The 24,910-nt window shown below is 69.4% G+C and carries 23 protein-coding genes; 10 read left to right on the forward strand and 13 right to left on the reverse strand.

All coding sequences use genetic code 11. The annotated features are described in order from the left end of the window. Nucleotides 1–38 precede the first annotated feature (38 nt). From H7J06_RS05760 to H7J06_RS05770, 3 genes are read right to left on the reverse strand one after another with little or no spacing between them, the layout of a single operon-like run. Entirely contained in the window at nucleotides 39–1,181 is a 1,143-nt protein-coding gene (locus H7J06_RS05760) for an acyl-CoA dehydrogenase family protein (protein ID WP_264037701.1), read from the reverse strand. Nucleotides 1,182–1,191: 10 nt separating this feature from the next. Beyond that, nucleotides 1,192–1,998 carry a crotonase/enoyl-CoA hydratase family protein gene (locus H7J06_RS05765; protein WP_264037702.1) on the reverse strand — a complete coding sequence of 269 codons (807 nt, stop codon included), beginning with the start codon at nucleotides 1,996–1,998 and terminating at the stop codon, nucleotides 1,192–1,194. Next, nucleotides 1,995–3,140 (reverse strand): thiolase family protein, encoded by a 1,146-nt coding sequence (locus H7J06_RS05770; RefSeq protein ID WP_264037704.1) that lies wholly within the window; start codon nucleotides 3,138–3,140, stop codon nucleotides 1,995–1,997. The genes H7J06_RS05765 and H7J06_RS05770 overlap by 4 nt, the downstream gene beginning before the upstream one ends. 188 nt (nucleotides 3,141–3,328) lie before the next feature. Between H7J06_RS05770 and H7J06_RS05775 the strand changes: the two genes are divergently transcribed. Then, the gene (locus H7J06_RS05775; protein WP_264037705.1) at nucleotides 3,329–4,126 is read left to right on the forward strand and encodes a FadR/GntR family transcriptional regulator; all 798 of its coding nucleotides are present in this window, start codon (nucleotides 3,329–3,331) and stop codon (nucleotides 4,124–4,126) included. Here H7J06_RS05775 and H7J06_RS05780 read toward each other — a convergent pair. After that, a complete protein-coding gene (locus H7J06_RS05780) occupies nucleotides 4,116–5,855 on the reverse strand; it encodes a DUF3556 domain-containing protein (RefSeq protein ID WP_264037706.1) in 1,740 nt (579 codons plus the stop codon). The two genes, H7J06_RS05775 and H7J06_RS05780, sit on opposite strands and share 11 nt — an antisense overlap. An 88-nt stretch (nucleotides 5,856–5,943) precedes the next feature. On the opposite strand from H7J06_RS05780, the gene H7J06_RS05785 reads away from it, so the two are divergent. Further along, nucleotides 5,944–6,528 (forward strand): TetR/AcrR family transcriptional regulator, encoded by a 585-nt coding sequence (locus H7J06_RS05785; RefSeq protein WP_264037843.1) that lies wholly within the window; start codon nucleotides 5,944–5,946, stop codon nucleotides 6,526–6,528. Here H7J06_RS05785 and H7J06_RS05790 read toward each other — a convergent pair. Further along, nucleotides 6,525–7,802 carry a WS/DGAT domain-containing protein gene (locus H7J06_RS05790; RefSeq protein ID WP_264037707.1) on the reverse strand — a complete coding sequence of 426 codons (1,278 nt, stop codon included), beginning with the start codon at nucleotides 7,800–7,802 and terminating at the stop codon, nucleotides 6,525–6,527. The genes H7J06_RS05785 and H7J06_RS05790 overlap by 4 nt on opposite strands. A 23-nt stretch (nucleotides 7,803–7,825) precedes the next feature. Here H7J06_RS05790 and H7J06_RS05795 point away from each other — a divergent pair, with 23 nt between their 5' ends. Next, nucleotides 7,826–8,629 (forward strand): SDR family NAD(P)-dependent oxidoreductase, encoded by an 804-nt coding sequence (locus H7J06_RS05795; protein ID WP_264037708.1) that lies wholly within the window; start codon nucleotides 7,826–7,828, stop codon nucleotides 8,627–8,629. On the opposite strand, the gene H7J06_RS05800 is transcribed toward H7J06_RS05795, so the two are convergent. Together H7J06_RS05800 and H7J06_RS05805 are read right to left on the reverse strand one after the other, a co-directional pair. Next, entirely contained in the window at nucleotides 8,630–9,550 is a 921-nt protein-coding gene (locus H7J06_RS05800) for an alpha/beta fold hydrolase (protein ID WP_264037709.1), read from the reverse strand. A gap of 66 nt (nucleotides 9,551–9,616) precedes the next feature. After that, nucleotides 9,617–10,090 (reverse strand): VOC family protein, encoded by a 474-nt coding sequence (locus tag H7J06_RS05805; protein WP_264037710.1) that lies wholly within the window; start codon nucleotides 10,088–10,090, stop codon nucleotides 9,617–9,619. Between the two features lie 117 nt (nucleotides 10,091–10,207). Here H7J06_RS05805 and H7J06_RS05810 point away from each other — a divergent pair, with 117 nt between their 5' ends. The 4 genes from H7J06_RS05810 to H7J06_RS05825 all read left to right on the forward strand — a co-directional run bounded on the left by H7J06_RS05810 (nucleotide 10,208) and on the right by H7J06_RS05825 (nucleotide 15,295). After that, a complete protein-coding gene (locus H7J06_RS05810; RefSeq protein ID WP_264037711.1) occupies nucleotides 10,208–11,077 on the forward strand; it encodes an alpha/beta fold hydrolase in 870 nt (289 codons plus the stop codon). Beyond that, nucleotides 11,074–13,992, forward strand: coding sequence for an aminotransferase (locus H7J06_RS05815; RefSeq protein WP_264037713.1), 2,919 nt, complete (start codon nucleotides 11,074–11,076; stop codon nucleotides 13,990–13,992). Before H7J06_RS05810 ends, H7J06_RS05815 begins: the two co-directional genes overlap by 4 nt. A 52-nt stretch (nucleotides 13,993–14,044) precedes the next feature. Then, on the forward strand, nucleotides 14,045–14,419 hold the full coding sequence (locus H7J06_RS05820) for a limonene-1,2-epoxide hydrolase family protein (RefSeq protein ID WP_264037714.1): 375 nt from the start codon (nucleotides 14,045–14,047) through the stop codon (nucleotides 14,417–14,419). Between the two features lie 108 nt (nucleotides 14,420–14,527). Beyond that, the gene (locus H7J06_RS05825; protein ID WP_264037844.1) at nucleotides 14,528–15,295 is read left to right on the forward strand and encodes an adenylate/guanylate cyclase domain-containing protein; all 768 of its coding nucleotides are present in this window, start codon (nucleotides 14,528–14,530) and stop codon (nucleotides 15,293–15,295) included. A gap of 5 nt (nucleotides 15,296–15,300) precedes the next feature. Here the strand turns inward: H7J06_RS05825 and H7J06_RS05830 are convergent, their stop codons facing one another. Further along, nucleotides 15,301–15,462: a hypothetical protein gene (locus tag H7J06_RS05830; protein WP_264037715.1), complete on the reverse strand. Its 162-nt coding sequence runs from the start codon at nucleotides 15,460–15,462 to the stop codon at nucleotides 15,301–15,303. A 64-nt stretch (nucleotides 15,463–15,526) separates the two neighbouring features. Between H7J06_RS05830 and H7J06_RS05835 the strand changes: the two genes are divergently transcribed. Together H7J06_RS05835 and H7J06_RS05840 are read left to right on the forward strand one after the other, a co-directional pair. Continuing rightward, a complete protein-coding gene (locus H7J06_RS05835) occupies nucleotides 15,527–16,219 on the forward strand; it encodes a guanylate cyclase (RefSeq protein WP_264037716.1) in 693 nt (230 codons plus the stop codon). Nucleotides 16,220–16,248: 29 nt separating this feature from the next. Further along, on the forward strand, nucleotides 16,249–16,506 hold the full coding sequence (locus tag H7J06_RS05840) for a hypothetical protein (protein ID WP_264037717.1): 258 nt from the start codon (nucleotides 16,249–16,251) through the stop codon (nucleotides 16,504–16,506). Here H7J06_RS05840 and H7J06_RS05845 read toward each other — a convergent pair. From H7J06_RS05845 to H7J06_RS05865, 5 genes are all read right to left on the reverse strand, one after another. Next, on the reverse strand, nucleotides 16,499–17,485 hold the full coding sequence (locus tag H7J06_RS05845) for an FAD binding domain-containing protein (RefSeq protein ID WP_264037718.1): 987 nt from the start codon (nucleotides 17,483–17,485) through the stop codon (nucleotides 16,499–16,501). The genes H7J06_RS05840 and H7J06_RS05845 overlap by 8 nt on opposite strands. Beyond that, entirely contained in the window at nucleotides 17,482–18,009 is a 528-nt protein-coding gene (locus H7J06_RS05850; RefSeq protein ID WP_264037719.1) for a (2Fe-2S)-binding protein, read from the reverse strand. The genes H7J06_RS05845 and H7J06_RS05850 overlap by 4 nt, the downstream gene beginning before the upstream one ends. Then, nucleotides 18,006–20,207 carry a xanthine dehydrogenase family protein molybdopterin-binding subunit gene (locus H7J06_RS05855; RefSeq protein ID WP_264037720.1) on the reverse strand — a complete coding sequence of 734 codons (2,202 nt, stop codon included), beginning with the start codon at nucleotides 20,205–20,207 and terminating at the stop codon, nucleotides 18,006–18,008. The genes H7J06_RS05850 and H7J06_RS05855 overlap by 4 nt, the downstream gene beginning before the upstream one ends. 64 nt (nucleotides 20,208–20,271) lie before the next feature. Then, nucleotides 20,272–21,447: an FAD binding domain-containing protein gene (locus tag H7J06_RS05860; RefSeq protein ID WP_264037722.1), complete on the reverse strand. Its 1,176-nt coding sequence runs from the start codon at nucleotides 21,445–21,447 to the stop codon at nucleotides 20,272–20,274. 75 nt (nucleotides 21,448–21,522) lie between these two features. Beyond that, nucleotides 21,523–23,298 (reverse strand): helix-turn-helix domain-containing protein, encoded by a 1,776-nt coding sequence (locus tag H7J06_RS05865; protein ID WP_264037723.1) that lies wholly within the window; start codon nucleotides 23,296–23,298, stop codon nucleotides 21,523–21,525. A gap of 103 nt (nucleotides 23,299–23,401) precedes the next feature. Between H7J06_RS05865 and H7J06_RS05870 the strand changes: the two genes are divergently transcribed. Beyond that, nucleotides 23,402–24,892, forward strand: a complete 1,491-nt coding sequence (locus tag H7J06_RS05870) for an aldehyde dehydrogenase (protein ID WP_264037724.1) — start codon at nucleotides 23,402–23,404, stop codon at nucleotides 24,890–24,892. The last annotated feature ends 18 nt before the right edge of the window (nucleotides 24,893–24,910 follow it).

Here is a 24,910-nt window from a genome sequence, read left to right on the forward strand (position 1 = left end):
GGCGCGTCACCCCGCGGGGTGACGCGCCGAAGTCGTCTCTACAGGCCTAGATCCTTGCCGATGATCTCCTTCATGATCTCCGTGGTGCCGCCGTAGATGGTCTGGATGCGCACGTCGACGTAGTCGCGGGCCACCTTGTACTCGTTCATGTAGCCGTAGCCCCCGTGCAGTTGCACGCAGTGGTCGACGACGCGCTTGGCCAGCTCGGTGCACCACCACTTGGCCTTGGACGCCTCGACCGCCGTCAGCTCGCCGTCGACGACGGCCTGCAGGCACCGGTCGACGTACGACTCGGCGATCTCCAGTTCGGTGTCCATCTCGGCCATGACGAACTTGTTGTGCTGGAAGCTGCCGATCGGCTGACCAAAGGCCTTGCGGTCCTTGACGTATGCCAGCGTGTCGGTGAACGTCGCGCGGGCACCGGCCACCGCGGCGATCGCGATCGACAGTCGCTCCGAGGGCAGGTTGGTCATCAGGTGATAGAAGCCGCGACCCTCCTTGCCCAGCAGGTTGGCATTCGGGACGCGGACGTTCTCGAAGTTCAGCTCCGCGGTGTCGGCGAAGTGCTGGCCCATCTTGTCGAGTTTGCGCCCACGGGTGAAGCCCTCCATGCCGCGTTCGACGACCAGCAGCGAGAAGCCCTTGTGACCGGCCTCGGGATCGGTGCGCGCCACCACGACGACGAGGTCGGAGTTGATGCCCGCGGAGATGAACGTCTTGGAACCGTTGAGGATCCAGTCGTCCCCGTCGCGGACCGCCGTGGTCTTGATGCCCGCCAGGTCGCTGCCCGCGCCCGGCTCGGTCATGGCAACCGCACCGATGAGCTCACCGGTGACGTACCCCGGCAGCCACCGCTCCTGCTGCTCCTCGGTGGCGAGGTTGGCGAAGTACGGGCCGACGATGTCGTTCTGCAGACTCAGGCCGGGTGACGGCAGACCGTAGCGGGTGAACTCCTCGACGACGACCGCGTTGAACCGGAAGTCGTCGACGCCGCCACCACCGAACTTCTCGGGCATGTTGAACCCGATCAGCCCGTACTTGCCCGCGGCGACGTAGGCCTCCCGGTCGACGATGCGTTCGCTGTCCCACTTCTCGGCATACGGCGCGCATTCCTTCTCCAGGAATTGGCGCGCGGTCGCCCGCAACTGCTCGTGCTCTTCTTCGAAGATCAATCGCTTCATCGTCGTTCTCCTACTTGGCTTGCCATACGGGCTGTCTCTTCTCGGCGAAGGCCAGTGGCCCCTCCCTGGCGTCCTGAGAACGCAGTACCGTGCCCATTTCGCGCATGGTCCTGGTCCACCCGGCCTCCTCGGCGGTGATCACGCCGTCGTCGATGCCGGCGGCCACCCGCTTGCTCGCCCACACCGCGAGCGGTGCGTTGACCGTGATGCGCTCGGCCAGGGCCAGGGCGGCGTCGACGACGGTGCCGTCGGGCACGACCTGGTTGACCAGTCCCCACTTCAGCGCGTCGGCCGACGACATCGGCTCGCCGGTGAACAGCAACTCCATCGCGATCTTGCGCGGCAGGTGTTCGACGATGCGGAACACCCCGCCCGCCGCCGCGATCAGGCCGCGCTTGACCTCGGGCAGACCGAACATTGTGCGTTCCTCGGCGACGACGAGGTCGCTCGCCAGCGCCAGTTCGGTGCCGCCACCCAGCGCCGTGCCGTTGACCGCGGCGATGGTCGGCTTGTCGATCACGTGTTGCACGTAACCGGCGAACCCCCACTCCCCATGGTCGGGGTGATACAGGTTCTCCCGCCGCGAGATGGCCTTGAGATCGGCTCCGGCACAGAACGATTGACCGGCACCGGTGATCACGACGGCACGGATCTCGGGATCGTGCTGAGCGTCGTGCAGGGCGTCGCCCACCCCGATGCTGACGGCGGCGTTGACGGCGTTGCGCGCCTGCGGCCGGTTCAGCGTGATGAGCAGGACGTTGCCGCGCCGCTCGGTGAGGACGGCACTCTCGTCGGCGGCCCGTGGGTCCGCCGTCACAGCAGTTCGAGGATCGTGGCGTTGGCCTGGCCGCCGCCTTCACACATGGTCTGCAGGCCGTACTGAATTCCCTTGTCCCGCATGTGATACAGCATCGTGGTCATGATCCGTGCGCCCGAACCACCCAGTGGGTGACCCAGCGCGATGGCTCCGCCGTTGGGGTTGAGGTTCTTCTCGTCGGCGCCGATGTCCTTGAGCCAGGCCAGCGGAACCGGGGCGAAGGCCTCGTTGACCTCGAACACGCCGATCTGGTCGACCGTCAGGCCCGAACGCTTGAGCGCCTTCTGCGTGGCCGGAATCGGTGCGGTGAGCATGATGACCGGGTCGGCGCCCGCCAGCACGGCGGTGTGCACCTTGGCCAGCGGCTTGAGGCCGAGTTCCTTGGCCTTCTCGGCCGACATGAACAGCAGCGCGGCCGAGCCGTCGGAGATTTGGGAGGCGTTGCCCGCGTGGATGACTCCGTCTTCCTTGAACGCCGGCTTGATGGCGGCCATCTTCTCGATCGTGCCGCCGCGGCGAATGCCCTCGTCCTTCAGTACGGCATTGCCGTCCTGGTCCTTGATGGCGACGATCTGATCGTCGAAGGCCCCGGCATCCTGTGCGGCGGCGGCCTTTTCGTGCGATCCGAGGGAGTACTGGTCGAGCGCGGTGCGGTCGAAGCCCCACTGCTCGGCGATCATCTCGGCGCCGACGCCCTGGTTCGGGGTCTGGGTGTAGCGGGCGCGGAACGCTTCGGGGTACGGGTGGCCGCCGTTGGCCAGCGAGGCACCCATGGGCGTGCGCGACATCGACTCCACGCCACCGGCGACGACGATGTCGTAGTGCCCCGCCACGACGCCCGCGGCGGCGAAGTGCACCGACTGTTGGCTGGAGCCGCACTGCCGGTCCACGGTCACGCCGGGAACGCTCTCGGGCCAGCCGGCCGTCAGCACCGCGGTGCGGGCGATGTCGAGCGCCTGCTCGCCGGCCTGCATGACGCAGCCCCAGATGACGTCGTCGACGAGCGCCGGGTCCACCCCGGCGCGCTCGACGAGTCCGTTGAGCACCTGTGCCGACAGCTCGCCGGGGTGCACGCCGGACAACCCGCCGTTGCGCTTTCCGACGGGCGAGCGGACCGCTTCTACGATGACGGCTTCGGCCATGGACATCTCCTTTGACGTGGTGCAACTGGACGGTTCGCGTGATGTTGCGATGACTTCGAAGGTAGATGAGTAGGTTTACTAGGTCAACCTACTGGTTGGTAGGCGGGCGGCGACGATCACGCGGCTGGGCTTGCCCCCACATGGTTTACTGAGTTGAACAACCGGCCGGCTACAGCACGGAGACCACGTTGGCTCGCACCACGCCTTTGGCACCCATGATGGGGCCGAATGCCGTCGCGCAGCGCGGCGGTACCACGATCCGCTCCCCCAAGACCGCCGAACTGGTCGCCGGGACGCTGCGCCGCATGGTGGTCGACGGCCAGCTCAAGGAAGGCGACTTCCTGCCCAACGAAGCCGAGCTGATGACGCACTTCGGCGTCAGCCGGCCGACGCTGCGCGAAGCGGTCCGGGTGCTCGAATCCGAACGACTCGTCGAGGTGCGGCGCGGTTCCCGTACGGGTGCGCGGGTCCGCGTGCCGGGCCCGGAGATCGTCGCCCGGCCGGCCGGGCTGCTCCTGGAACTCTCGGGCGCCACCATCGCCGACGTGCTCGTCGCGCGCTCGGGCATCGAGCCGCTCGCCGTGCGGCTCCTGGCCGAGACCGCGTCACCCGGCGCCCTCGACGAACTCGACGCCATGCTCGCCGACGACATCCCCGCGGGCTGGCAGTCGGGGCGGCTGGCCGAGGCCACCGGCGAGTTTCACCGTCGCATGGTGGAGCTCTCGGGCAACGCCACCCTGACGATCATCGCGGGCATGCTGCACGAGATCACCGTGCGCCACACGGCATTCGCCATCAAGGAGCTCCGCGAGGTCTCCAAGGCCGACTACGACAAGCTGACCCGGTCCTATCGGCGGCTGATGACGCTGCTGCGCGCAGGTGACGGGTCCGGCGCGGAGACACACTGGCGCAAGCACCTCGACACCGCACGCAACCTGCTACTGCAGGGCCTCGAGGACGTCAAGGTCCGCGACGTCATGCAGTAGTGGCACCTTCCGACCACGTCACGTGGACGGGCACGTCGTCGGCCCACGGCTGGCGCGTGACCATGTCGGCCACCCGCACGAAGCCGCGTTCGAACTCGCCGGTGGCCGCGTCGACCAGCCGGTAGGCCTGCCGCTGCCGGTGAATGGGCTGGGCGTCGAGCAGCACCACCCGCACCTCGCCCGGCTCGAAGCCGCAGCGCTCCTGCATCGCGGCGATCAGCTGCTCGTTGTGCATGTGCCCGTCGCCGAAGTTCCAGCCGATCGCGGTGCTGCACAGCCGTTCGCCCTCGGTGACGACGTAGTCGGCTTCGTCGCCGTCGGCCATCGCGCGGTGCACCAGGGTGAACAGCGCCCGGCCGTGGGTGTTCATCGCCCGGAACGCATAACCGGAGTGCAGCATCACCAGCGCCTGCTCGGGGCTGCCGTAGATGCGTTCCACTTGTGACTGCGGCATGCTCGCGATCGCGACCAGCCCGGCCCTGATCTTCTCCTCCGCCGAGGGCTTCATGCACCACTGCGTGGTGTCCCAGTTGCCTGCGTAGTAGCGCATGCCGGGCAGGAAGGACACCTTGCGCGGGAACAGGTTTCCCACCGCGACGGTGCCGGCCAGCACGGCGAACAGGACGATCGGCAGCGGGCTGGTCAGGTCGCCGAGGCCGACGTCCGCGTGGCCGACGAACAACGCCAGCACGCTGAACATCATGAAGACGTTCCACTCCAGCGGCACGCCCATCGGAATCGCCGAGAGGATGCCGAAGTGGAAGACCAGCATCACGAACGCCGCGATGGCGGTCGGCCAGCCACCATGGGTGAAGAACAGGACGAGCGGCACCAATCCCTCGACCGCCGTGCTGAAGTGGGCCACGATCCGTGAGATCCGCCCCGGCCGCAGGTCGTCGGGGAATCGCTCGAAGAACGCCCGCTTGAACGCCTTGGTGCGCACCAGCGGACTGTTGGACATCATCGTGGAGATCACGAACGGGAAGTGCTTGTTGAGCTTCGAGGTGGCCGCGCCGATCCAGATGGCCAGACACACCAGCTTGGCGGCGATGATCATGTCCACCCCGCCGAAGAGGAACGCCACCGTGAAGGAGGCGTACACCTCGCCGCGCGCGGCCAGGAAGATCACCTTGTCACGCAGGCCGGCGACGGCCAGCAGGCCCAGGATGGTCCAGATCTGCCACGTCGGTAGCACCCCGACGGTGGTGCCGAGGGCCGGAATGGGGCCGGTGCCGTCCGAGAAGAGAGCGACGACGAGCACCACGAGCAGCGCGCCGTAGAGCAGGGCGTCCAGCGGAGTGCGGGCCGTGCCCCGGGTCAGAGGGACACGTGTCGGCCACGGTGGCAGCCGGATCGTCCCCGGCCGCAGCCAGTAGAGGATCGATCCCATCGGCGGGAAGAACCGGTTGTTGAGCGGGCCGAAGCCGCACCCGAGCCCGACGACCTCGAACAGCATCGTGAAGAGCACGACCTTTTGGAACACGATCGGCTCGTCGTACCAGGCGGCCACATTGGTCAGTCCGCCGATTCCCGAGGTGGCGACCGCGAACAGCGCCCCGGCCAGGACGTAGAGCAGGATCTTGACGACGTAGAACAGGTGCAGCACCACCGGCGTGCCGAAGCCCACCTCGGCCCAATGGCGGGCCAGTGGTCTGATCCTCTCCGCGCGGGTGCCCTTGCTCCATTCGGCGAAGTCGACCACCGGTAGGTCGGGCTTGAGAAATCCCATGCCGGCCAGACTAGAACGTGTTCTAGATGCGTCGGGGCACTTTCCCCGGTCGCGTGGCGTAAAGTTTGGACCCGTGAGTCCAAACGGGATGCAGAAACTCACCCCGAAGGGCCGTGCGACGCGGCAGCGGATCGTCGACGGGGCGGCCGCCGAGATCCGAGTCCGCGGCGCGGTCGCCACCACACTCGAAGACGTCATGGCGCACACCGCAACCTCCAAGAGCCAACTGTTCCACTACTTTCCCGGCGGCAAGGACCAACTGCTGCTGGCCGTGGCCGAGCAGGAGGCGGCGCGGGTGCTCAGCGACCAGCAGCCGCACCTCGGCCAGCTCGTCTCGTGGGCGGCGTGGCAGAGGTGGCGCGACGCCGTCGTCGAGCGGTACCGCCAGCAGGGGCAACTCTGCCCGCTGTCGACGGTGATGTCGGAGATCGGTCGCACGCCCGGCGCACAGGCCGTCACGTCGACCCTGATCGACCAGTGGCGCTCGGAGATCGAGGCGGGCGTGCGGGCCATGCAGGCCCAGGGCAAGGTCGACGCCGGCGTGGACGCCTCGCGCGCCGCGGCGGCGATGCTGGCGGGCATCCAGGGCGGCGTGCTGGTCCTGATGAGCACCGGCGACCTCGGCTACCTGGAGGCCGCGCTCGACGTCGGCATCGCGGCGCTGCGGGGTTAGGTGTCCGACAGCGCGGTGCCGAGCGCGGCCACGTACTCGTCGATCCCGTCGGGGCCACCCAGTGCCGACTCGGCGGCGTGCACGCCGATCGTGACGGTGTCGCCGACACCGCCGACCACGTGGGTCAGGCCCATCATCGGCGACAGTCCGGCGAAGGCGGTCATCAGCGCGACCGGCGCCCCGCCGAAGCTGAAGTCGGCGGCGCCGCAGTTGACGCTGGAGACCACGGTGTTGCCCGTCACCGCCGCGGGGCGGACGTCGGCGTCGAACTTGCCCATCCCCCAACGCAACAACGTCGCGGGCGTCGCGGCGAACGCCAGGTCGGCCGCGCGCATCGCCTGGTGACCGGCGCGCAACCGCCGGGCCGCCAGGTCGTCGGTGATCCGGGCGATCCGGACCCGCCCGGGCAGGCCCGGATACAGACCGACGCCGACGTTGCCAAAGTGGTTGTAGCCCAACCGCGGTGGTGGCTTCGTCATGGGCACCTCGGCACCGAGCGCCGACACGTCGTCGCCCACGGCCGCCAGTCGCGCACCGAGCGCGGCCGACACCGCGGACAGGGCGGCCACCGTCACCGTGGCATCCGCCAGCTCGGAACGCCGCCGGACGACGGTCCGAAGGCTGCGTGGTCCCGACGGTCGGTCGTTGGTGCGCAGCAACGGGCGCAGCTCCGCCTGCGCGGGCACCGCCCCGCTCTCGACGTCGGCCATCAGCCTGCGGTGCGCCCGGGCGGCCCGAAAACCGGCCAACGGCAAGCTGATCGGGCCGATCGACCGGGGATGGATCGCCGGCAGGTCGACGTCGGCTCTGCCGAACATCAGCGCCGCATGCGCCGAGGTGCGGCCGCCGCCACCCAGGGCGTGCGAGATCTGCAGCACCGCCACGGTGCCGGGACCGTCCACCCCGGGCAGCGCGTCGACGTCGGTGAAGACGTGCAACCGCCACGCCGTGTCGGTGGCGTCCAACTGCTCGTCGACCAGCGCACCGACCGCGGCCAGGCACCCCGCCCAGGTGCGGTCCTCCAGGTCGTGCACCACGAACTGCGACCGGTCGACGTCGCGGTGCACCCAGCGCGGATAGCCCCACGCCCCGCCGTCCTGCACGCGCACCGACAACTCGGGACAGCTGCGGGCACGGGACTCGAGACCGTCGAGCGTGCGAGCCACGTCGGCGGGACCACCCGCGAAGCCGAACAGCAGGACGGTGTCGTTCGGGATCTTGCCCGCCAGCCAGAACGTCTGTGCGTCGATCGGCGTCAGCCGCTCCCGCGTCATGGGCCCAAGGCTAGGCTGCGGGCATGCTTCCAGCGGCCAGTGACCACGGGACGGTGCTCGTCACCGGCGCCTCGTCGGGCATCGGTGCGGAGCTCGCCAGGGAATTCTCCAGGCGGGGCCGGCACGTGGTGCTGGTGGCGCGGCGGGCCGACAAGCTGCAGGCCCTCGCGGCGTCGCTCGGGTCGGGCGCCGAGGTGCTGGCCGCCGACCTCTCCAAGGCCGACGAGCGCGCGGCCCTCCCCGGGCGGGTCGCCGAACTGGGACTGGTCGTCGACGTGCTGGTCAACAACGCCGGGCTCAGCACGTCCGGTCCGGTCGCGACGTCGGACCCCGTCGCCGAGCTCAACCTCGTCGAGGTCGACGTCGCCGCGGTGGTGGACCTGTGTAGCCGCTTCGTGCCGGCCATGGTCTCCCGCGGCCGTGGTGCCGTGCTCAACGTCGCGTCGGTCGGGGCCTTCGGGCCGCTGCCGGGACAGGCCGCCTACGGCGCGGCCAAGGCGTTCGTGCTGTCCTACACCCAGGCCCTCGGTCAGGAGCTGACCGGCACCGGCGTCGTCGCGGCGGCATTGTGCCCAGGTCCGGTGAAGACGGAATTCGGTGCGGCAGCCGGCATCTCCGACGCGGACGCCGAGGCCGCGCTGCCGAAGGCGATGTGGGTCAGCGCCGCCGACGTCGCCGCCGCGGCGGTGGACGGGTTGGCCGCCGGCAAGACGGTCATCGTCCCCGGCGTGTTCAACAGGGTGGGCGCCGCGGCCTACCAGATCCTGCCGCGCCGGCTGTTGCTGCCGATCCTGGCCCGCACCCACCCGGCCCTGAAGAAGCGCTAGCTAGCCGTCGGTTCCGACGAAGTCGACGATGCGGCGTGCCACGTCGTCCGGTCGATCCAGTTGCATGAAGTGCCCTGCGCCGTCGACGATCTCGGCCCGGCTGCCCGCCGGCAGCGCTGGCTCCACCCACCGCGTGTAGTCCGCCGAGGCGCACCCGTCGTCGGAGCCGTGCAGGTACAGCGTCGGCAACCGAAGGGGTGACAGCCAGTGCTCGTGCAGCTCGGCGTAGCGCGGCGGCGGGGTGCTTCCACGGACCGCCGCGCGGTAGTAGCCGAGCGCGGCACGCCAGTTGTCGGGGGCACCGATCGCGTCGAGCACCAGTGCCACGTCCTCGTCGGCGGCATACGACGGTGACCACTGCCGCCAGAGGCGGGGCACCACCCAGGACGCAGAACGCTCTGGCAGCAGCGGCAATTGGAAGAACATGATGTACCAGCTCCGCAGCAGCTGACGAGGAAGTTGGGCGGCCAGCTTGCCGGCGTCGGGGACCTGGCCGAACGGCCGGAAGGACCCCGCGGGCGGCACCGACATGATGACGGCCTTGCGGAACGGGCTGTCGGGCACGGCCGCCAGCCCGGCACCCGCGATCGCCCCCCAGTCGTGTCCGACCAGTACGTCGCGACCGGTCGGGCCGGCCGCGTCGAGCACGCGCAACGCGTCGTCCATCAGGGCCCCGACGTGGTAGCTCCCGTCGGCCGAGGTCGACGACGGGGCGTACCCGCGCATGAACGGCGCCACCACCCGCCACCCCGCGTCCACCAGCGTCGGCGCAATCTTGCGCCAACCGTGTGCGGTGTCGGGAAAGCCGTGCAGGCACAGCGCAATCGGGGCGTCGTCGGGGCCCCAGGTCAAGGCCTTGAGGCGGACGTCCGGGGTGGTGACGTCGAGCCAGCGTGGCTCCGTCCTCTCCTCGCCTGCCATGTTCGCTCCTTCGGCGTCGCCCGCGCGTCGCACTCAAGGTACCGGCCCGTCGTGCGGCGACCGGAGTCAGACGTCGCGCACGGCCTCCTCCAGTTCCGCGACGACGATCCGGCGCATGCCGAGCATTGCCGCGGTCGCAGCCGCGGCCCGGGCGGGGTCGGGGTCGTCGAGCAGTTCGAACAGCCGCTCGGGAACGATCTGCCAGCTCAGCCCGAAGCGGTCCTCGAGCCATCCGCAATGCGACTCGACACCGCCGTCCAGAAGCCGGTTCCAGTAGTAGTCGACCTCGTCCTGGTCGGCGCACCGCACCTCGAACGACACCGCCTCGGTGAACGGAAACTGCGGGCCACCGTTGATGCCGACGAAGCGGTGTCCGTCGAGCACGAACGTGCCGGACATGACCTCTCCCGGCGTGCCGGGGCCCGCCTCGGTGTAGCGGTTGAACCCCTCGATCGACGAATTGGGGAACACCGAGGTGTAGAACTCGGCGGCGTTCTCGAGATCGCCGTCGAACCAGAGCGACGGGGTGATCGGTGGCATGGTCGACGACCTCCTGTGTGGGATTGATTCACCCGTGCTGACCGGGCTCGACGCCGAAAGTCATCGCGGGCGTGCGGCCAGCGTCGAACGAAGATCGGCACCTTGTAACGTGCGGGCATGGCCACGAGCGAGGCAAGCAGCACGTTGACGACGGTGACGTTCCGCGGAGCGGACGACCTCGCCTTGGTCGCCGACGAATGGAACAGGGGTGTGGGCACCGCCGACGGGCGGCCCTCCATCCTGATGCTGCACGGCGGCGGGCAGAACAGGCACTCGTGGAAGAACACCGGCCAGGTCCTCGCCGACGGCGGCTTCCACGTCGTCGCCCTCGACAGCCGCGGCCACGGCGACAGCGACCGCTCGCCCACCGCCGACTACTCCGTCGACTCGCTCTGCGCCGACACGTTGCGGGTGGTCGACCAGATCGGCGGGCCGACGGTACTGATCGGCGCCAGCATGGGCGGGCTCACGGGCATTCTCGCCGCGCACGAGGCGGGTGCCGGCGTGGTCACCAAGTTGGTGTTGGTCGACGTCGTCCCCCGGTTCGAGAAGGACGGCAGCGCCCGCATCCGCGACTTCATGTTCAGCGGCGTCGACGGTTTCGAATCGCTGGAGCAGGCGGCCGACGCGGTCTCCGCCTACCTGCCGCACCGCGCCAAACCCCGCAGCCCCGAGGGGTTGAAGAAGAACCTGCGGCTGCGCGACGGCCGATGGTACTGGCACTGGGATCCGGCGTTCCTCACCAAGCCCGCCGACGACCCGTTCGTCCGAATGGACGCACTCGAACAGGCCGCGATCGACCTCCGGATTCCCATCCTGTTGATCCGTGGCAAGCTGTCCGACGTGGTGAGCACCGAAGGTGTCCAGGACTTCCTCGCCAAGGTGCCGCGCGCGGAGTTCGTCGAGCTCTCCGCCGCCGGCCACACCGCCGCGGGTGACGACAACGACGCGTTCACCGACGCCGTCGTGGGATTCGTGAACCGATGAGCGCCACCTTCCGTGTCACGGGCTTCAACTTCCTCGAGCAGCCGGAGCTGCCGGCGCCCCAGGTCGACGACGAGCGAGCCGAGGCGGTGTTGGCCACTCATTACGGCCTGACCGCCAGGGTGAAATCCCTTGGCAGCAATCAGGACAAGAACTTCCTGGTCTACGACGGCGACGACCGGCTGCTCGGCGTTCTGAAGATCGCCAACACCGCCTTCACCGCCACCGAACTGGCTGCGCAGGACGCCGCGGCCGAGGCCATCGCCGCGGCGGAGCCGACGCTGCGGGTGGCGGTGCCGCTGCCCAACCTGGCAGGCGAGCCGGCGACGACGGTCACCGATCTGGTGGACGGGACCGCTCACGTCCGGCTGCTGAGGTTCGTCGACGGCGGCACGCTGGTCGACAGGGGCTATCTGGCACCCGCAGTCGTCGCAGGCATGGGCGAGCTCGCGGGCCGGGTCAGCCGCGCGCTGAAGGACTTTCGCCATCCTGGCCTGGACCGGGCGCTGCAATGGGACCTCCGCTACGGCCACGACGTCGTCATGGCTCTGGCCGCGCACGTCGTCGACCCGTCGGCTCGGGAACACCTGACACGCGCCGCCGCCAACGCGTGGGCGAGGATCGCGCCCCTGGCCGACGACCTACCCCGCCAGGCGGTGCATCTCGACCTGACCGACGCCAACGTCGTCGCGGGGAACGGCACCGGCCGACCGGACGGCATCATCGACTTCGGCGACCTGTCGGACACCTGGGCGGTCTCCGAGCTCGCCGTCACCCTGTCCTCGGTGCTCAGCCATCCCGGCGCCGGCCCCACGTCGATCCTGCCCGGCGTCAAGGCCTTTCACGCGATCCGGCCGCTGAGCTCCGCCGAGGCCGACGTGCTCTGGCCGCTGCTGGTGCTCCGCACCGCAGTGCTCATCGTCAGCTGCGCCCAGCAGGTCGTGCTGGATCCCGACAACGAGTATCTGACCAACCAGTCCGACGACGAGATCCGGATGTTCGAGCGGGCGGCGTCGGTGCCGCTCGACGTGATGACGGCCGTCATCCGGGCCGAGCTCGGCCTCGCCGACGACGCGGGACCGGTGAGCGGGGCGTTGATTTCGGGTCTCGACGCCACGACCGTGCGAACGCTCGACCTCTCCACCGTCTCCGAGGTCTTCGACGACGCCCCGGAGGACTTCGTCGCCCCGGCTTTTCAGGACGTGTTGGCGCGCAAGGAGGTCGACGGAGGCGCGAGCCTGGTCGTCACCCGGTTCGGCGAGCCCAACCTGACCCGTGCGCCACTGTTGAGCCAGGACTCGCCAGCCGTCGTGGCCACCGGTGTGTCGCTGTGGCCGGCCGCACCGGTCACGATGGTGGCGCCGTGGGCCGGTGACGTCGTCCGGTCCGAGAGCGAATTCACGCTGACCGGTGCGGATTACGAGCTGACGGTCAGCGGGGTGCCGACGGCCGACCGCGTCGAGGAGGGCGCGGAGCTGACCACCGTCGCCGCCGACCGTTGGACCACCGTGAGCGTCCGGCCCGTCGGCGCGCCGGTGGCCCCGGCCTTCACGACCGCGGAGCTGGCCCCCGGCTGGCTGGCGCTCTCGCGTGACCCGCGTCCGCTCCTGGGCCTGCCCGCCGTGCCGGGCACCAAGGCGCGCGATCTGCTGGCCCGCCGCGACCAGAGCTTCGCCCGGGTGCAGGAGCACTACTACGCCGACCCACCGCAGATCGAACGGGGCCGACGGCACTACTTGATGTCGACGGCGGGTCGGGTGTACCTCGACATGGTCAACAACGTGACGGTGCTCGGGCATGCGCATCCGCGGATCGCCGAGGTCGCCGCGCGCCAGTTGCGCCGACTGAACACGAACTCCCGCTTCAACTACGAGGCGGTCGTCGAATTCAGCGAGCGCCTGGCCGCCACCCTGCCCGAGCCCCTGGACACCGTCTTCCTGGTGAACTCCGGTTCCGAGGCAAGCGATTTGGCGCTACGCCTGGCCATCGCGGTGTCGGGGCGCCGGGACGTGATCGCCGTCGGCGAGGCATACCACGGGTGGACCTACGCGACCGACGCGGTGTCGACGTCGACGGCCGACAATCCGAATGCGCTGACCACGCGACCGGACTGGATCCACGTGGTGGAGTCGCCCAACAGCTTTCGCGGCACCTACCGCGGCGCCGACGCCAGCCGGTACGCACCCGATGCGGTCGCCACGGTGGCCGAGATGGTCGCGGCGGGGCGCCCGCCCGCAGGGTTCATCTGCGAGTCGGTGTACGGCAACGCCGGCGGCATGGCCTTGCCCGACGGGTACCTGGCCCAGGTGTACGCCGCGGTCCGGGAGGCCGGCGGCTTCGCTGTCGCCGACGAGGTGCAGGTCGGGTACGGCCGCCTCGGCGAATGGTTCTGGGGCTTCGACCAACAGCAGGTGGTGCCCGACATCGTGTCGGTCGCGAAGTCGGTGGGCAACGGGTATCCGCTGGGCGCGGTGATCACCAGCCGTGCGATTGCCGAGGCGTTCAGCTCACAGGGCTACTTCTTCTCGTCCACGGGTGGCAGCCCGCTGTCCAGCGCGATCGGCATCACCGTGCTCGACGTACTGCGGGACGAAGACCTGCAGGGCAACGCGTCCCGGGTGGGAGGCCACCTCAAGAGCCGGCTGCTGGCGCTGCGTGAGAAGCACCCCGTCATCGGCACCGTGCACGGCATGGGCCTCTACCTCGGCGTCGAGATGGTCCGCGACCCCGAGGCCCTGGAGCCGGCCACTGAGGAGACGGCGGCCATCTGCAACCGGATGCTCGAGCTCGGGGTGGTCATCCAGCCGACCGGCGACCGGCAGAACATCCTGAAGACCAAGCCGCCGCTGTGTCTCGACGTGGCAGGCGCGGACTTCTACGTCGACGCGTTGGACCGGGTGCTTACCGAGGGGTGGTGAGCGCGGCGACTCCGTGGTTGCCTTTCGCCGCCACCGCACGTTTCATCGAGGCATGACAAACGATCCCGCCGAGCTGGTGACCGAGTTCTGCGCCCTGTGGGCCAACCCGGATCTCGAGACGATCCTGAGTTACTTCACCGAAGACGCGGTCTACCACAACATTCCGATGGCACCCGCCGAGGGCTTGGCGGCGATTCGGGCTCTACTGCCCATGATGCTCGACGGCATGGAGGGCATCGACTTCACGATTCATCGGCAGATCGCCAAGGGCAGTCTGGTGATGAACGAGCGCACCGACGTCATGCGACGGACGAACGGCGGTCGGCTCGAACTGCCCGTGATGGGCACCTTCGAGGTCCGCGACGGGCACATCGCCGCGTGGCGGGACTACTTCGATCTGGCGACGGTGACCGCCGGCTTGGCGTAGCTCGGCGCCGAGTGTGGGCCCTACGGCGATCAGTGGTGGCAAAATCCGCCATGGGGCCCACGGTCGGCGCGATGGTCCGGCATTGATAATCAACCCGTGTCGCTACCGATGATCGCGATCTACCTGCTGCTCGCCGTAGCCGTCGCCGAAGCCGGCGCCATCGCCGTCCTGTGGCAGCGGGTCAAGAAGCGCGACCAGGAGCTGGGTGAGTTGCAGCGCCGGCTCGACACCCGGGCCAACCTGGTGTCCGGCGGACGCGAGGCCGTCAAGACCGTGTGGCAGACCGCGAACATCTTCCGCAAGGAGGGATTCGGCGCAGCGGTCCGATCCAACATCGAGGACCTCGCCGACTGGGCGACCGTCGAACGCCCCGACCTGGCCCGGCTGGCGCCCAACGGACGCGTCGCCATCGTGTTCTCCGACATCGAGGGGTCCACCGCACTCAACGAGCGCATCGGCGACAAGGCCTGGGTGCGCCTCATCGACCGGCACGACAAGACGGTGAGCCGCTTGGTCAAACGCCACTCCGGATACGTCGTCAAGAGTCAGGGCGACGGCTTCATGATCGCCTTCGCCCGGCCCGAGCAGGCGGTGTGGTGCAGCATGGATCTGCAGCGCGAACTCGCCAAGCGGCCCAACGGGATTCGGGTCCGCATCGGCATTCACGCGGGCAAGTCGGTGCGCCGAGGCGACGACCTGTTCGGCCGCAACGTGGCCATGGCGGCCAGGGTGGCGGCGGCGGCCGAGGGCGGTGAGATCCTGATCAGCGAGTCGGTGCGCGATGCCCTCGGCGACGACGTCACCGTCGACGAGGGCAGGGACGTCGAACTCAAGGGGTTCAACGGCACTCACCGGCTGTACGCGGTGACCGCCTGAGCCGCCTACTCCTTCGCGTCGGACTCCGCCAGCCGCTGGTGCAGCTTCGCCCTGATGTCGTCGGGCGTATAGGCATTTCGCTTGCGCTGATCCCGCGCGACCAAGGCGCCGCCGGCCACCACCCCGGCAACACCGGCCAGTCCGATCCACTTCCAGATGCCTCGCATCGCCCCAGTCTGCATGAGAGCCCCGGGTCGCTTCGCTCATGCCCACCGAACCTAAGCTGCCATGGTGAATGCGAACACGGTGACGCTCGAACACGCGCTGGCCGAAACGCGAACCGGGGACATCTGGCTGTTCCGCGGCGAGTCGGGTCCCGACCGCGCGATCCAGACCATGACCAACGCCCCCGTCAACCACGTCGGCATGACGGTGGCCGTCGACGATCTGCCGCCGCTGATCTGGCACGCCGAACTCGGCGACAAGCTGGAATGCCTCTGGAGCGGCGGCCATCACCGCGGCGTGCAGCTCAACGATCTGCGGCAGGCGGTCGAGCGGTGGATGCTCACCTACGGCCAGCGATGCTGGCTGCGCCAGATGACCCCCTACGCCACCCGTCAGCAGGAAGACGACCTGCTGCGGGTGATCGCCCGGATGGACGGCACCGCGTTCCCGACGACCGCCAAACTCACCGCGCGATGGTTCCGCGGTCGGCTGCCCACGTTGCACGACTGGACGAAGGGCATTCCGATTCTGGACGACCGGGTTCAGCACCTCACCGGGCGCAAACGGGAGCGCCGCCGCAAGGTGGGTCTGGAGACCGCATACTGCGCCGAGACCGTCGCCGTCACCTACCAGGAGATGGGGCTACTGGCCACCGACAAGGACACCAACTGGTTCGATCCCGGCAAGTTCTGGAGCGGTGACACCCTCCCCCTCGCCCCGGGCTACGACCTGAGTGACGAGATCTCCGTCGTCCTCTGAACCTCGGCTGGGTACCGTAGCGTCGAGGCATGTACCGAACCGTCGCGGTCTTGGCCGCCATAGGTGTCGCCCTCGCGGGTTGCGCGGGGATCGGCGACGCGTCCACCACGTGCCATGACTTCACCGGCATGAGTCGAGACACCCGCAGTGCCACCGTCGCGAACGTCCTCAAGGCGCGCAACGGCCGCAACGCCTCCACCTCCGACGTCGCGACGCGCGTCGCGGCCACCCTCGAGTTCTGCGGCAAGGACGCCAACCGCGACAAGACCGTCGGCGACCTCAGCTGACCCGCAGGGCCGTCGACAGCGCACGCACCACCGAGTGCCGACCCAGGTCGACCTTGAACCCGTTCTGGCCCAACGGTTCGGCGTCCGCCATGATCCGCTTCGCGGCGCGCCGGAAGACGGCGTCGGTCGGCGACTGACCGATCAGCAGGGCGTCGGCCTCCGCCACGCGCCACGGCATCGGGGCGACCCCGCCGAGCGCCACGGCCGCGGCGGTGACGACCCCGTCCTCGACGCGCAACCCGGCTGCGACGGACACCAGCGCGAAGGCGTAGCTGTGCCGGTCGCGGACCTTGAGGTACCAGGAATGCTCGGCGAACGGCGACGGCGGCAGCTCGATCCCGACGATCAACTCCGCAGCGCGCAGGGTGTTGTCCCGATGAGGCTCGTCTCCGGGCAGCCGGAAGAACTCCGAGATCGACACCTCGCGGCGGCCGTCGGGTCCGTGCACGTGCACGACGGCGTCCAGGATGGCCAGGGCGACGGCCATGTCGGACGGATGGATCGCGACGCAGGACTCGCTGGCCCCGAAGATGGCGTGCTCGCGGTTGAAGCCGTCCCTGGCCGCGCATCCCGAGCCGGGATTGCGCTTGTTGCACTGCGCGAACGCGGTTTCCATGAAGTACGGGCACCGGGTCCGCTGCATCAGGTTTCCGCCGACGGTCGCCATGTTGCGAAGTTGGGTCGTCGCTCCCGACAGGATCGCTTGCGACAGAACGGGATACCGAGACCTGATCAACGGGTGGTTGGCCAGCGCGCTGTTGGTGACGCCCGACCCGATGAGGACGCCGCCCGATTCGGTGGCGGTCACGTCGCGCAGTCCCAGGCGGCGGACGTCGACGAGCGCTGCCGGTTCCTCGACGCCACCCTTCATCAGGTCAAGCAGATTCGTTCCACCGGCGTAGAACTTCCCGCCCGTCGCGACGACGCGGTCGACGGCGCCCTCGACGGTGGTGGCGTGCTCGAACTCGAAGGTCTTCACTTCTGCTCCTTCACCACGCCCGCGATGGCCTCGACGATGTTCGCATAGGCGCCGCAGCGGCAGATGTTGCCGGCCATGCGCTCGCGAATCTCGCTGTCGGACAACGTGTCCGGACCGTGGCACACCGTGGCTCGGCCCGCCTCGAAGGACGCCGTGGACAGGTCGCCCCTGGCGTGCTCGTGCAGCATGGCGTGCGCCGAGGAGATCTGGCCCGAGGTGCAGAAGCCGCATTGAAAACCGTCGCAGTCGACGAACGCTTGCTGCAGAGGATGCAGTTGGTCGCCGTCGGCGATGCCCTCGACGGTCAGAACGTCGCCGCCGTCGACCGACGCGGCCAGGGTCAAGCAGCTGACCACGCGCTCGCCGTCGACGGCGACGGTGCAGGCGCCGCAGAGACCGTGGTCGCAGCCCTTCTTGGTGCCGGTGAGGTGCAACGTCTCGCGAAGCAGGTCGAGAAGCGTCGACCGGACGTCGGCGGACACGGTGTGCGAGGTGCCGTTCACGGTGAGGGTGACGTCTCTCATGGGGTGCCTCCAGCATCCTCGAACGGGGTCATCAACTGCTCCAGGGTGATCGGCAGGTCGCGCAGCCGCTTGCCGGTGGCGTGGAAGATCGCGTTCGAAATCGCCGCGGGCACACCGCAGGTGCCGATCTCGCCGATCCCCCGCACCCCGACGGGATCGAGGCCGTAGTCGGGGACGTCGACGAAGCCGATGTCGAACTCGGGTCGGTCGGCGTGCGTGGGCAAGTAGTACTCGCCGATGAGTTGCGCGAGGTGCACGTCGTAGGGCACCTGCTCGAGCAGAGCCATGCCAAGCCCGAACGTGATGCCGCCCATCACCTGGTTGCGGGCCAGCTTCGGGTTGAGCACCCGGCCACAGTCCATGACCGCGACCCAGCGCGTCACCGACACCCGGCCGATCTCCTCGTCGACCGTGACCTCGCAGAAGTGCGCGCCGAACGACTGGGACACGGGCCCGTCGTCAGCGGCGCCGTCACTGGTCGTGGTGAAGCTCAGAGTTTCGAGTTGCCCGGGGCTGAGGCCGTCCAGTCGACCGCCCATGTCGTCCAAGCGCTTTCGCCATTCGGTGGCGGCCTGGTGCACGGCAGAGCCGACGGTGGCCGTCGTCTGCGACGCCCCGCTGTAGGGCGCGTCGGGAAACAGCGAGTCGCCGGAGTCGAAGCCCACCACCGCGACGTCGAGGCCCGCGGCATCCGCGGCGATCTGGGTCATCACGGTGCGGACGCCCGTGCCGACCTCGTGGGTGGCCGACGAGAACCGCACCTGGCCGGAGGCGTCGGTGGTGACGCGGCAACTCGCGGGCATGCGTCGGCCGGGGTAGGTGGCGGTGGCCATGCCCCAGCCCACCTGGAGACCGTCCCGGCGAAGCGACCGCGGGGCCATCGGACGTTGCGCCCACCCGAAGCGCTCCGCGCCCTGCAGATAACACTCGCGCAGATGCTTGCCCGACCATGCCTTGCCGCTGGCCTGGTCGTGGTCGGTGTCGTTGCGCAGGCGCAGTTCGAGCGGGTCGACGCCCGCGGCGTAGGCCAGTTCGTCCATCGCGACTTCGAGGGCGAACAGGCCCGGCGCCTCCCCTGGACCCCGCATGAAACACGGTGTGGGGTAGTTGATCCGGGCGACGGTGTGCGAGACGACCAGCCGCGGCGAATCGTAGAGGAACCGAGCCGAGAGGCCGACGGGTTCGCAAAAGTGCGCGACGGTGGACGTCTCGGTCAGGGTGTGTTGCTCGGTGCTCAGGATGTGCGCCGACTCGTCGGCGACCAGGGACAGGTGCTGCTCGGTGCGGGGGCGATGACCGGTGGAGGAGAACATCTGCTCGCGGGTCAGCACCAGCTTGACGGGACGCCCAACCTCTCGCGCGGCGACGGCGCACAGCGCGACGTGCATCCAGAGGAAGCTCTTGGAGCCGAATGCGCCGCCGACGAGTGGAGACAGGATGCGCACCTTGGCCTCGGGAATGCCGAGATAGGCGGCCAGCGCCATGCGTTCCCCGGTGATCCACCGGGTGGTGTCGTGGACGGTGAGGACGTCGTCGTCCCACTGCGCGATCGTCGCCGACAGCTCGATCGGGTAGTGCGTGTTCAGCGGGGTGGTGTAGGTGGCCGAAACCGTTGCGGCGCCCGTGGGTTCGTCGTCGGCGCCGCGGCTGTCCTGCAGCTTCTCCTCGCTGAGCTTGACGAAGTGGTCCGGCTGATAGACGCCGTGGCGGATGGCCCCGTCGTCGTCTCCGGCGCAGGCCCCCTCGTCGAGCACCGCTCGGGCGCTGAGCTGAGGTGCGGCGGTCTCGTAGGCCAGCTCGAACGTCGACGCCGCGGCGGTGGCGTTCTCCAGCGTGTCCGCGACCACCAGGGCCATGTGCTGGCCGACGTGTTGCACGGTCAGGTCGGACAGCGGTGGGCGTCGCTCCAGGGGCAGGTCGTCGCTCATCTGGGTTGGCGGGGCGTGCAGCGGAGGGCAATTCAGCGGAGTCAGGACGTGCAGTACTCCCGGCGCGGCGAGGGCACGCTCGGTGCTGGCCCGTAGCGAGTCGGCGGTGACGGTGCCGTGCGGGATCTCCGATTGCACCAGCGCGGCGTACGTGGTTCCCGAGACGACGACGTCGGCGGTGTAGGTAGCGTGCCCGGTCACCTTCTCGATGCCCTCGACTCGGTTCATCGGCGTGCCGACGATCGCCGTCGCGTCCGCGGTCGACGTCATGTCATCACCCTCGCCCCTCAACACAGTTCACGTCGACGCTGCTGGCCACCAATACGAATACCCGCTAGCGGGTATCGGCGCATGCCGAATGATCGGGACCGGCTGGGCCGAGCAGGGACTGGGCGGCCAATCGCATGCCCGACCGCGCCACCGATTCGAGGTGTGCCAACCGGTGCGCCTCCCAGGAACCGAGCCGCTGCTGGGACAGGCCCGCGGGCGGCCGCCAGCCGTGGAGGGCATGCGCCAGAGTCGCGGCGTCACCGAGCGCCTTGGACGTGCCGGAGGCGGTGTGCGGGCGGACCGTTCCCGCCGCGTCGCCGAGGAGCATCACGTGGTCGGCGACCATCCGCGCCGGCGGCAGGTCGAACACCGGTTGCATGAATACGTGCGACTGCTCGACCAGCTCGACGAAGGGGCCTGGCAGCGTCCGTTCGGCCAGTGCGGTCACCTCGGTCCGATTCTCCGCCGTCAGCTCCCCCGGTGGCAGGAAGTTGTCGTAGCGCCGGCCGGACGTGCCGGTGAGCAGCCGTCCGAGGCTGCTCTCGGCGGTGTTGACGTACCAGACCCAGTTGACGCGCCGCGAGCCACGTTCCAGCTCTCCGTTCGCACCGGGAACCAGGTAGCAGAGCATCTGCATTCCGGGGGCGCCGAATGAGGTGAACCGCTCGGCGACCAGGTCGACCAGGTGCGCGGGCAACTCCGCCTCCGGCTCGAGTCCGCGCCAGGCGACGTAGCCCGCGTAGGCGATGTCGCCGGGCAGCCGCAGCAGGCTGCGCGTGGTGGACCCGACGCCGTCGGCTCCGATCAGAAGATCGGTCGTCGTCCGGTGGCCGTCGGCGAATGTCGCAGTGACACGGTCACTTTCGACACTCAGATCGTGAAGTTCGCTGCCGAGGCGGTAGCAGACGTCGCCGAGCGGGGCCCGCAGCGCGCCGTACAGGGTGTCCCACGCCGTCATCCACTGCGGCGCCTCGTAACGACCGACGCGGCCGTCTCGGTGCAGTTGCTGACGTTCGTGCAGCAGAACGCTGACCGACGGCACCGAGACGCCGAGGCGGGCCAACAGCGATTCGACCTCGGCCTGCATGACGATGCCGGCGCCGCGCGGTTGGGTGCGGTCGACCGACCGCTCGTAGACGGTGACGTCGCCGCCGATGGACCGCAGCTCGTGGGCGGCCGCGAGCCCGCCGACGGACCCGCCGACGATCGCGGCCGTGAACGGGTGGGCGGCGGTGTGCATGACACCAGCCTGGTCTGGCGCGCAGCCGTCGGCAATGTCGCCGTTCACACACCTCGACCAGAAGCATGTACCGCCCTACACCGACGCCACGTCCAGCACCGTCAGCGCGGCGCTGAACTGCAACGCGACCGACGGGTCGGCGAGGTCGACGTCGCAGAGCTGTTCGATGCGTCGAAGGCGCTGGGTGACGGTGTTCGGGTGGATGTGCAGGGCACCGGCCGTCCGGCTCCGGTCGAGCTTGCAGGCGAAGTGGGTACGCAGCGTCTCGACCAGGTCGGTCCGGTGGACGGCGTCGTAGTCGAGCAGTGGACCCAGCGTGCGCCCGGCGAAGTCGACCAATTGCGTCGAGTCCTCTAGTTGCAGCAGCAGGCCAAGCACGCCCAGATCGTCCAGCCGCACCACGGTATTGGTGCGACCGGCGCGCATCGCGATGTCCAGCGCACCCCTTGCCGTGCGGTACGCCTCGCCGTAGCCGTGCGCCCCCGGCGCCGACACCGCCACGGTCGCGTCGGCCGACCTGGACACCGAACCCATTGCCCGGCGGATCAATTCGGCGGCGTCGTCGCTGGGTTGGCCGTCGACCGGCCACAACGTCACCACGTTGCCGCGATGCATCGCGGTCAGGGGTCGGGGGCGACGCGCGTGGGCGAGATCGGCGACGAGCGACAGCGACCGCTGGTAGAGCCGGCTGTCGGCAGGCTCGTCCGCCGAGCCCAGCGCACCCACCACGACGACGTGCGGTCGGCTGGGATCGTGGCCCAGCCGCTGCGCCCGCTGCACCAGCTGCTCGGAGACGTTCGGCCCGCTGCTGAACAGCTCGGCCAGCAGCTCGCCGCGCAACCGGTGCTCCACCTCGGCGGCCGTCCGAATGCGCAGCAGCTCCAGCGAGATCACGATCGACGCGTGCTCGACGGCGCGCACGCCGACCGGGTCCAACGCCGATCCCGCACGGGGGAACCAGATTCGGGCCACGGCCTCGTCTCCCAGCCAGGCGACGGAGACGAAGTACGCCGAACCGTCGTCACCGTCGAGCAGCACCGGGGCCGAGGCAATCGACCCGTCGACCACGGCCGACGCGCGCCAGTCGTCGTCGGGCAGCTCGGTGGCGTCACCGGCGGTGGCGAGGACGACGTTGCGGGCGTCGTCGATCAGCACCGGACGCCCGATCAACTCCGCGAGTACCGCCGCGATGCCGCTCAGTCCACCCGACCTCAAGGTCACCGACAGGAGGCGCTCGTGGATCTGCTCCGATCGGGTCAGCGCGTCGCGTTGTTCGCGCAGCGAGTCGTTGAGTTGGCGGAGTTGGTCGAGTCGGCTGGCCGACGTCAGCGCTATCGCGGCGTGATTCGCCAACAGGGTCAGCCGTTCCACCTCGCTGCCGGTGAACGTGTGGACGGGGGCGTAGTACCCGTTGAGGGTGCCCAGGATCTGGTCGCCGGCGACGAGCGGCACGCAGATAATGGCCCGATAACCCTGCTCGCGGGCGACGCCGCCCCATGGCGTGAACTCGGCCTCCGCGTCGATGTCGCGGATCGCCACGGCCGTGCCCGCGTGGAACGCCCGGCTCGACGGTGAGCCACTGTCGAGTCGGACCGGTCGATCGGTGTTGACCCGGGTCACGTACTCGGCCGACAAGCCACTCCACCCCGCGATGACGAGGGCTTCGCCGTCGGCGTCCGGCGTCAGCACGCCGCAGAAGTCGTACCCCAGTAGCGATCTCGCGGTGTCGGCGACGAGGTCGAGGACATGGCGTAGGTCGCTGGCCGAGGTGGACGCCGAACTCAGCTCGCGCAGCGCGCTCAGCCACGTGACCAGCTCGGCGTCCGGCCGCCGTCCCGCATCCACCGACATGCCGACCAGCATCCCACGCGAGTGTTCTGGGACACACAGCATTGGTCGAATAATGTTTCGCTCGACATTGAGGGCGGCGGGGACTGTGACGACACTCATAGACATGACCACCACCGCCCAAGATCCGGCCGCGACTGCCTCACCGTTCGACGAGGGCGTTCGCGACATCGTCAACCCCGCGACCGGCGCCGTCATCGCGACGGTCACCGAACACGGCGCCGCCGGCGTCGACGCGGCGGTCGCCAAGGCCAAGGCGGCATTCGAGAGCGGGCCGTGGCCCGCCCTGGTCCGCAGTCAACGCGCCCGCCTGCTGCTGCGCATCGCCGACGCGATCGAGGCGAACTCCGACCGGCTCTACACCCTGGAGGCTCAGAACAACGGACGGCCGATCACCGAGACCCGCGCGCAGCTGTCCCGGGTGCCGGAGTGGTTCCGCTACAACGCGGGCCTGCTGGCCGCCCAGCGCCAAGCGGTGCTGCCCGGCGACGGGCCGTACCTGACCTACCAGGAGCGCCGCCCGCTCGGCGTCTGCGGCATCATCACCCCGTTCAACCATCCCCTGCTCATCCTGGCCCGTAGCGTGTCCGCCGCCCTGGCCAACGGCAACACCGTCGTGGTCAAGCCGTCGGAGCTGACGCCGCTGACCACGCTGGTGCTGGCCGACATCATGGCCGAAGCCGGCCTGCCCGACGGCGTCGTGAACGTGGTCACCGGCGCCCGGGAGGCAGGCGCCCGGCTCACCCAGCATCCGGACGTCGCAAAGATCACGCTGACCGGCGGCACCGAGGCGGGCCGCGCCGCGGCGATCGCCACGGCGTCCCGCTTCGCCAGGGTCACCGCCGAACTCGGCGGCAAGACCCCCGTCCTCGTCTTCGACGACGTCGATCCCGTCGTGGCCGCCGAGGGTGCCGCGTTCTCCGCCTTCGTCGCCGCGGGCCAATCCTGCGTCGCCGGTTCACGATTCCTGGTGCAGCGCAACGTGTACGACGAGTTCGTCGCGGCCCTGTCGGCCCGCGCCCGCGCCATCCGCATCGGCGATCCCACCGACGCCGACACCCAGCTGGGTCCGCTGATCAGCGCTCGCCAACGCGACAAGGTGCAGGCCCTGATCCGGACCGGAGTCGACGAAGGCGCCCAACTGGCCGCCGGCGGCGGGGTGCCGGAGCTGCCAGAAGCGTTGCGGGAGGGCTTCTTCCTGCAGCCCACCGTAATTGCCGACGCCACCATGGCCAACACCGTCGCCATGGAGGAGATCTTCGGCCCGGTCGCCGTCGTCATCCCGTTCGACGACGAGGACGAGGCCGTGCGGATGGCCAACGACAACCGCTACGGCCTCGGCGCCGGAGTGTGGACCACCGACGTCGGGCGCGCGCACCGCGTCGCGTCGGCCATCGTGGCGGGCATGGTCTGGGTCAACGACCACCACCGCCTCGAACCGTCCCTGCCCTGGGGCGGAGTGAAGGAATCGGGTCTCGGCAAGGACGCCGGATCCGAGTCGTTCGACGACTTCTCCTGGATCAAGACCGTCGTCGTCCGCACCGCCGCCGATCACGTCGACTGGTACGGCGGTGCGGAACACGGCCGGTTGAACTGATCCAACCTCCCCCAAAGA

Origin of the sequence: Mycolicibacterium hodleri, assembly GCF_025822245.1 — a bacterium.
GTDB lineage: Bacteria > Actinomycetota > Actinomycetes > Mycobacteriales > Mycobacteriaceae > Mycobacterium > Mycobacterium hodleri.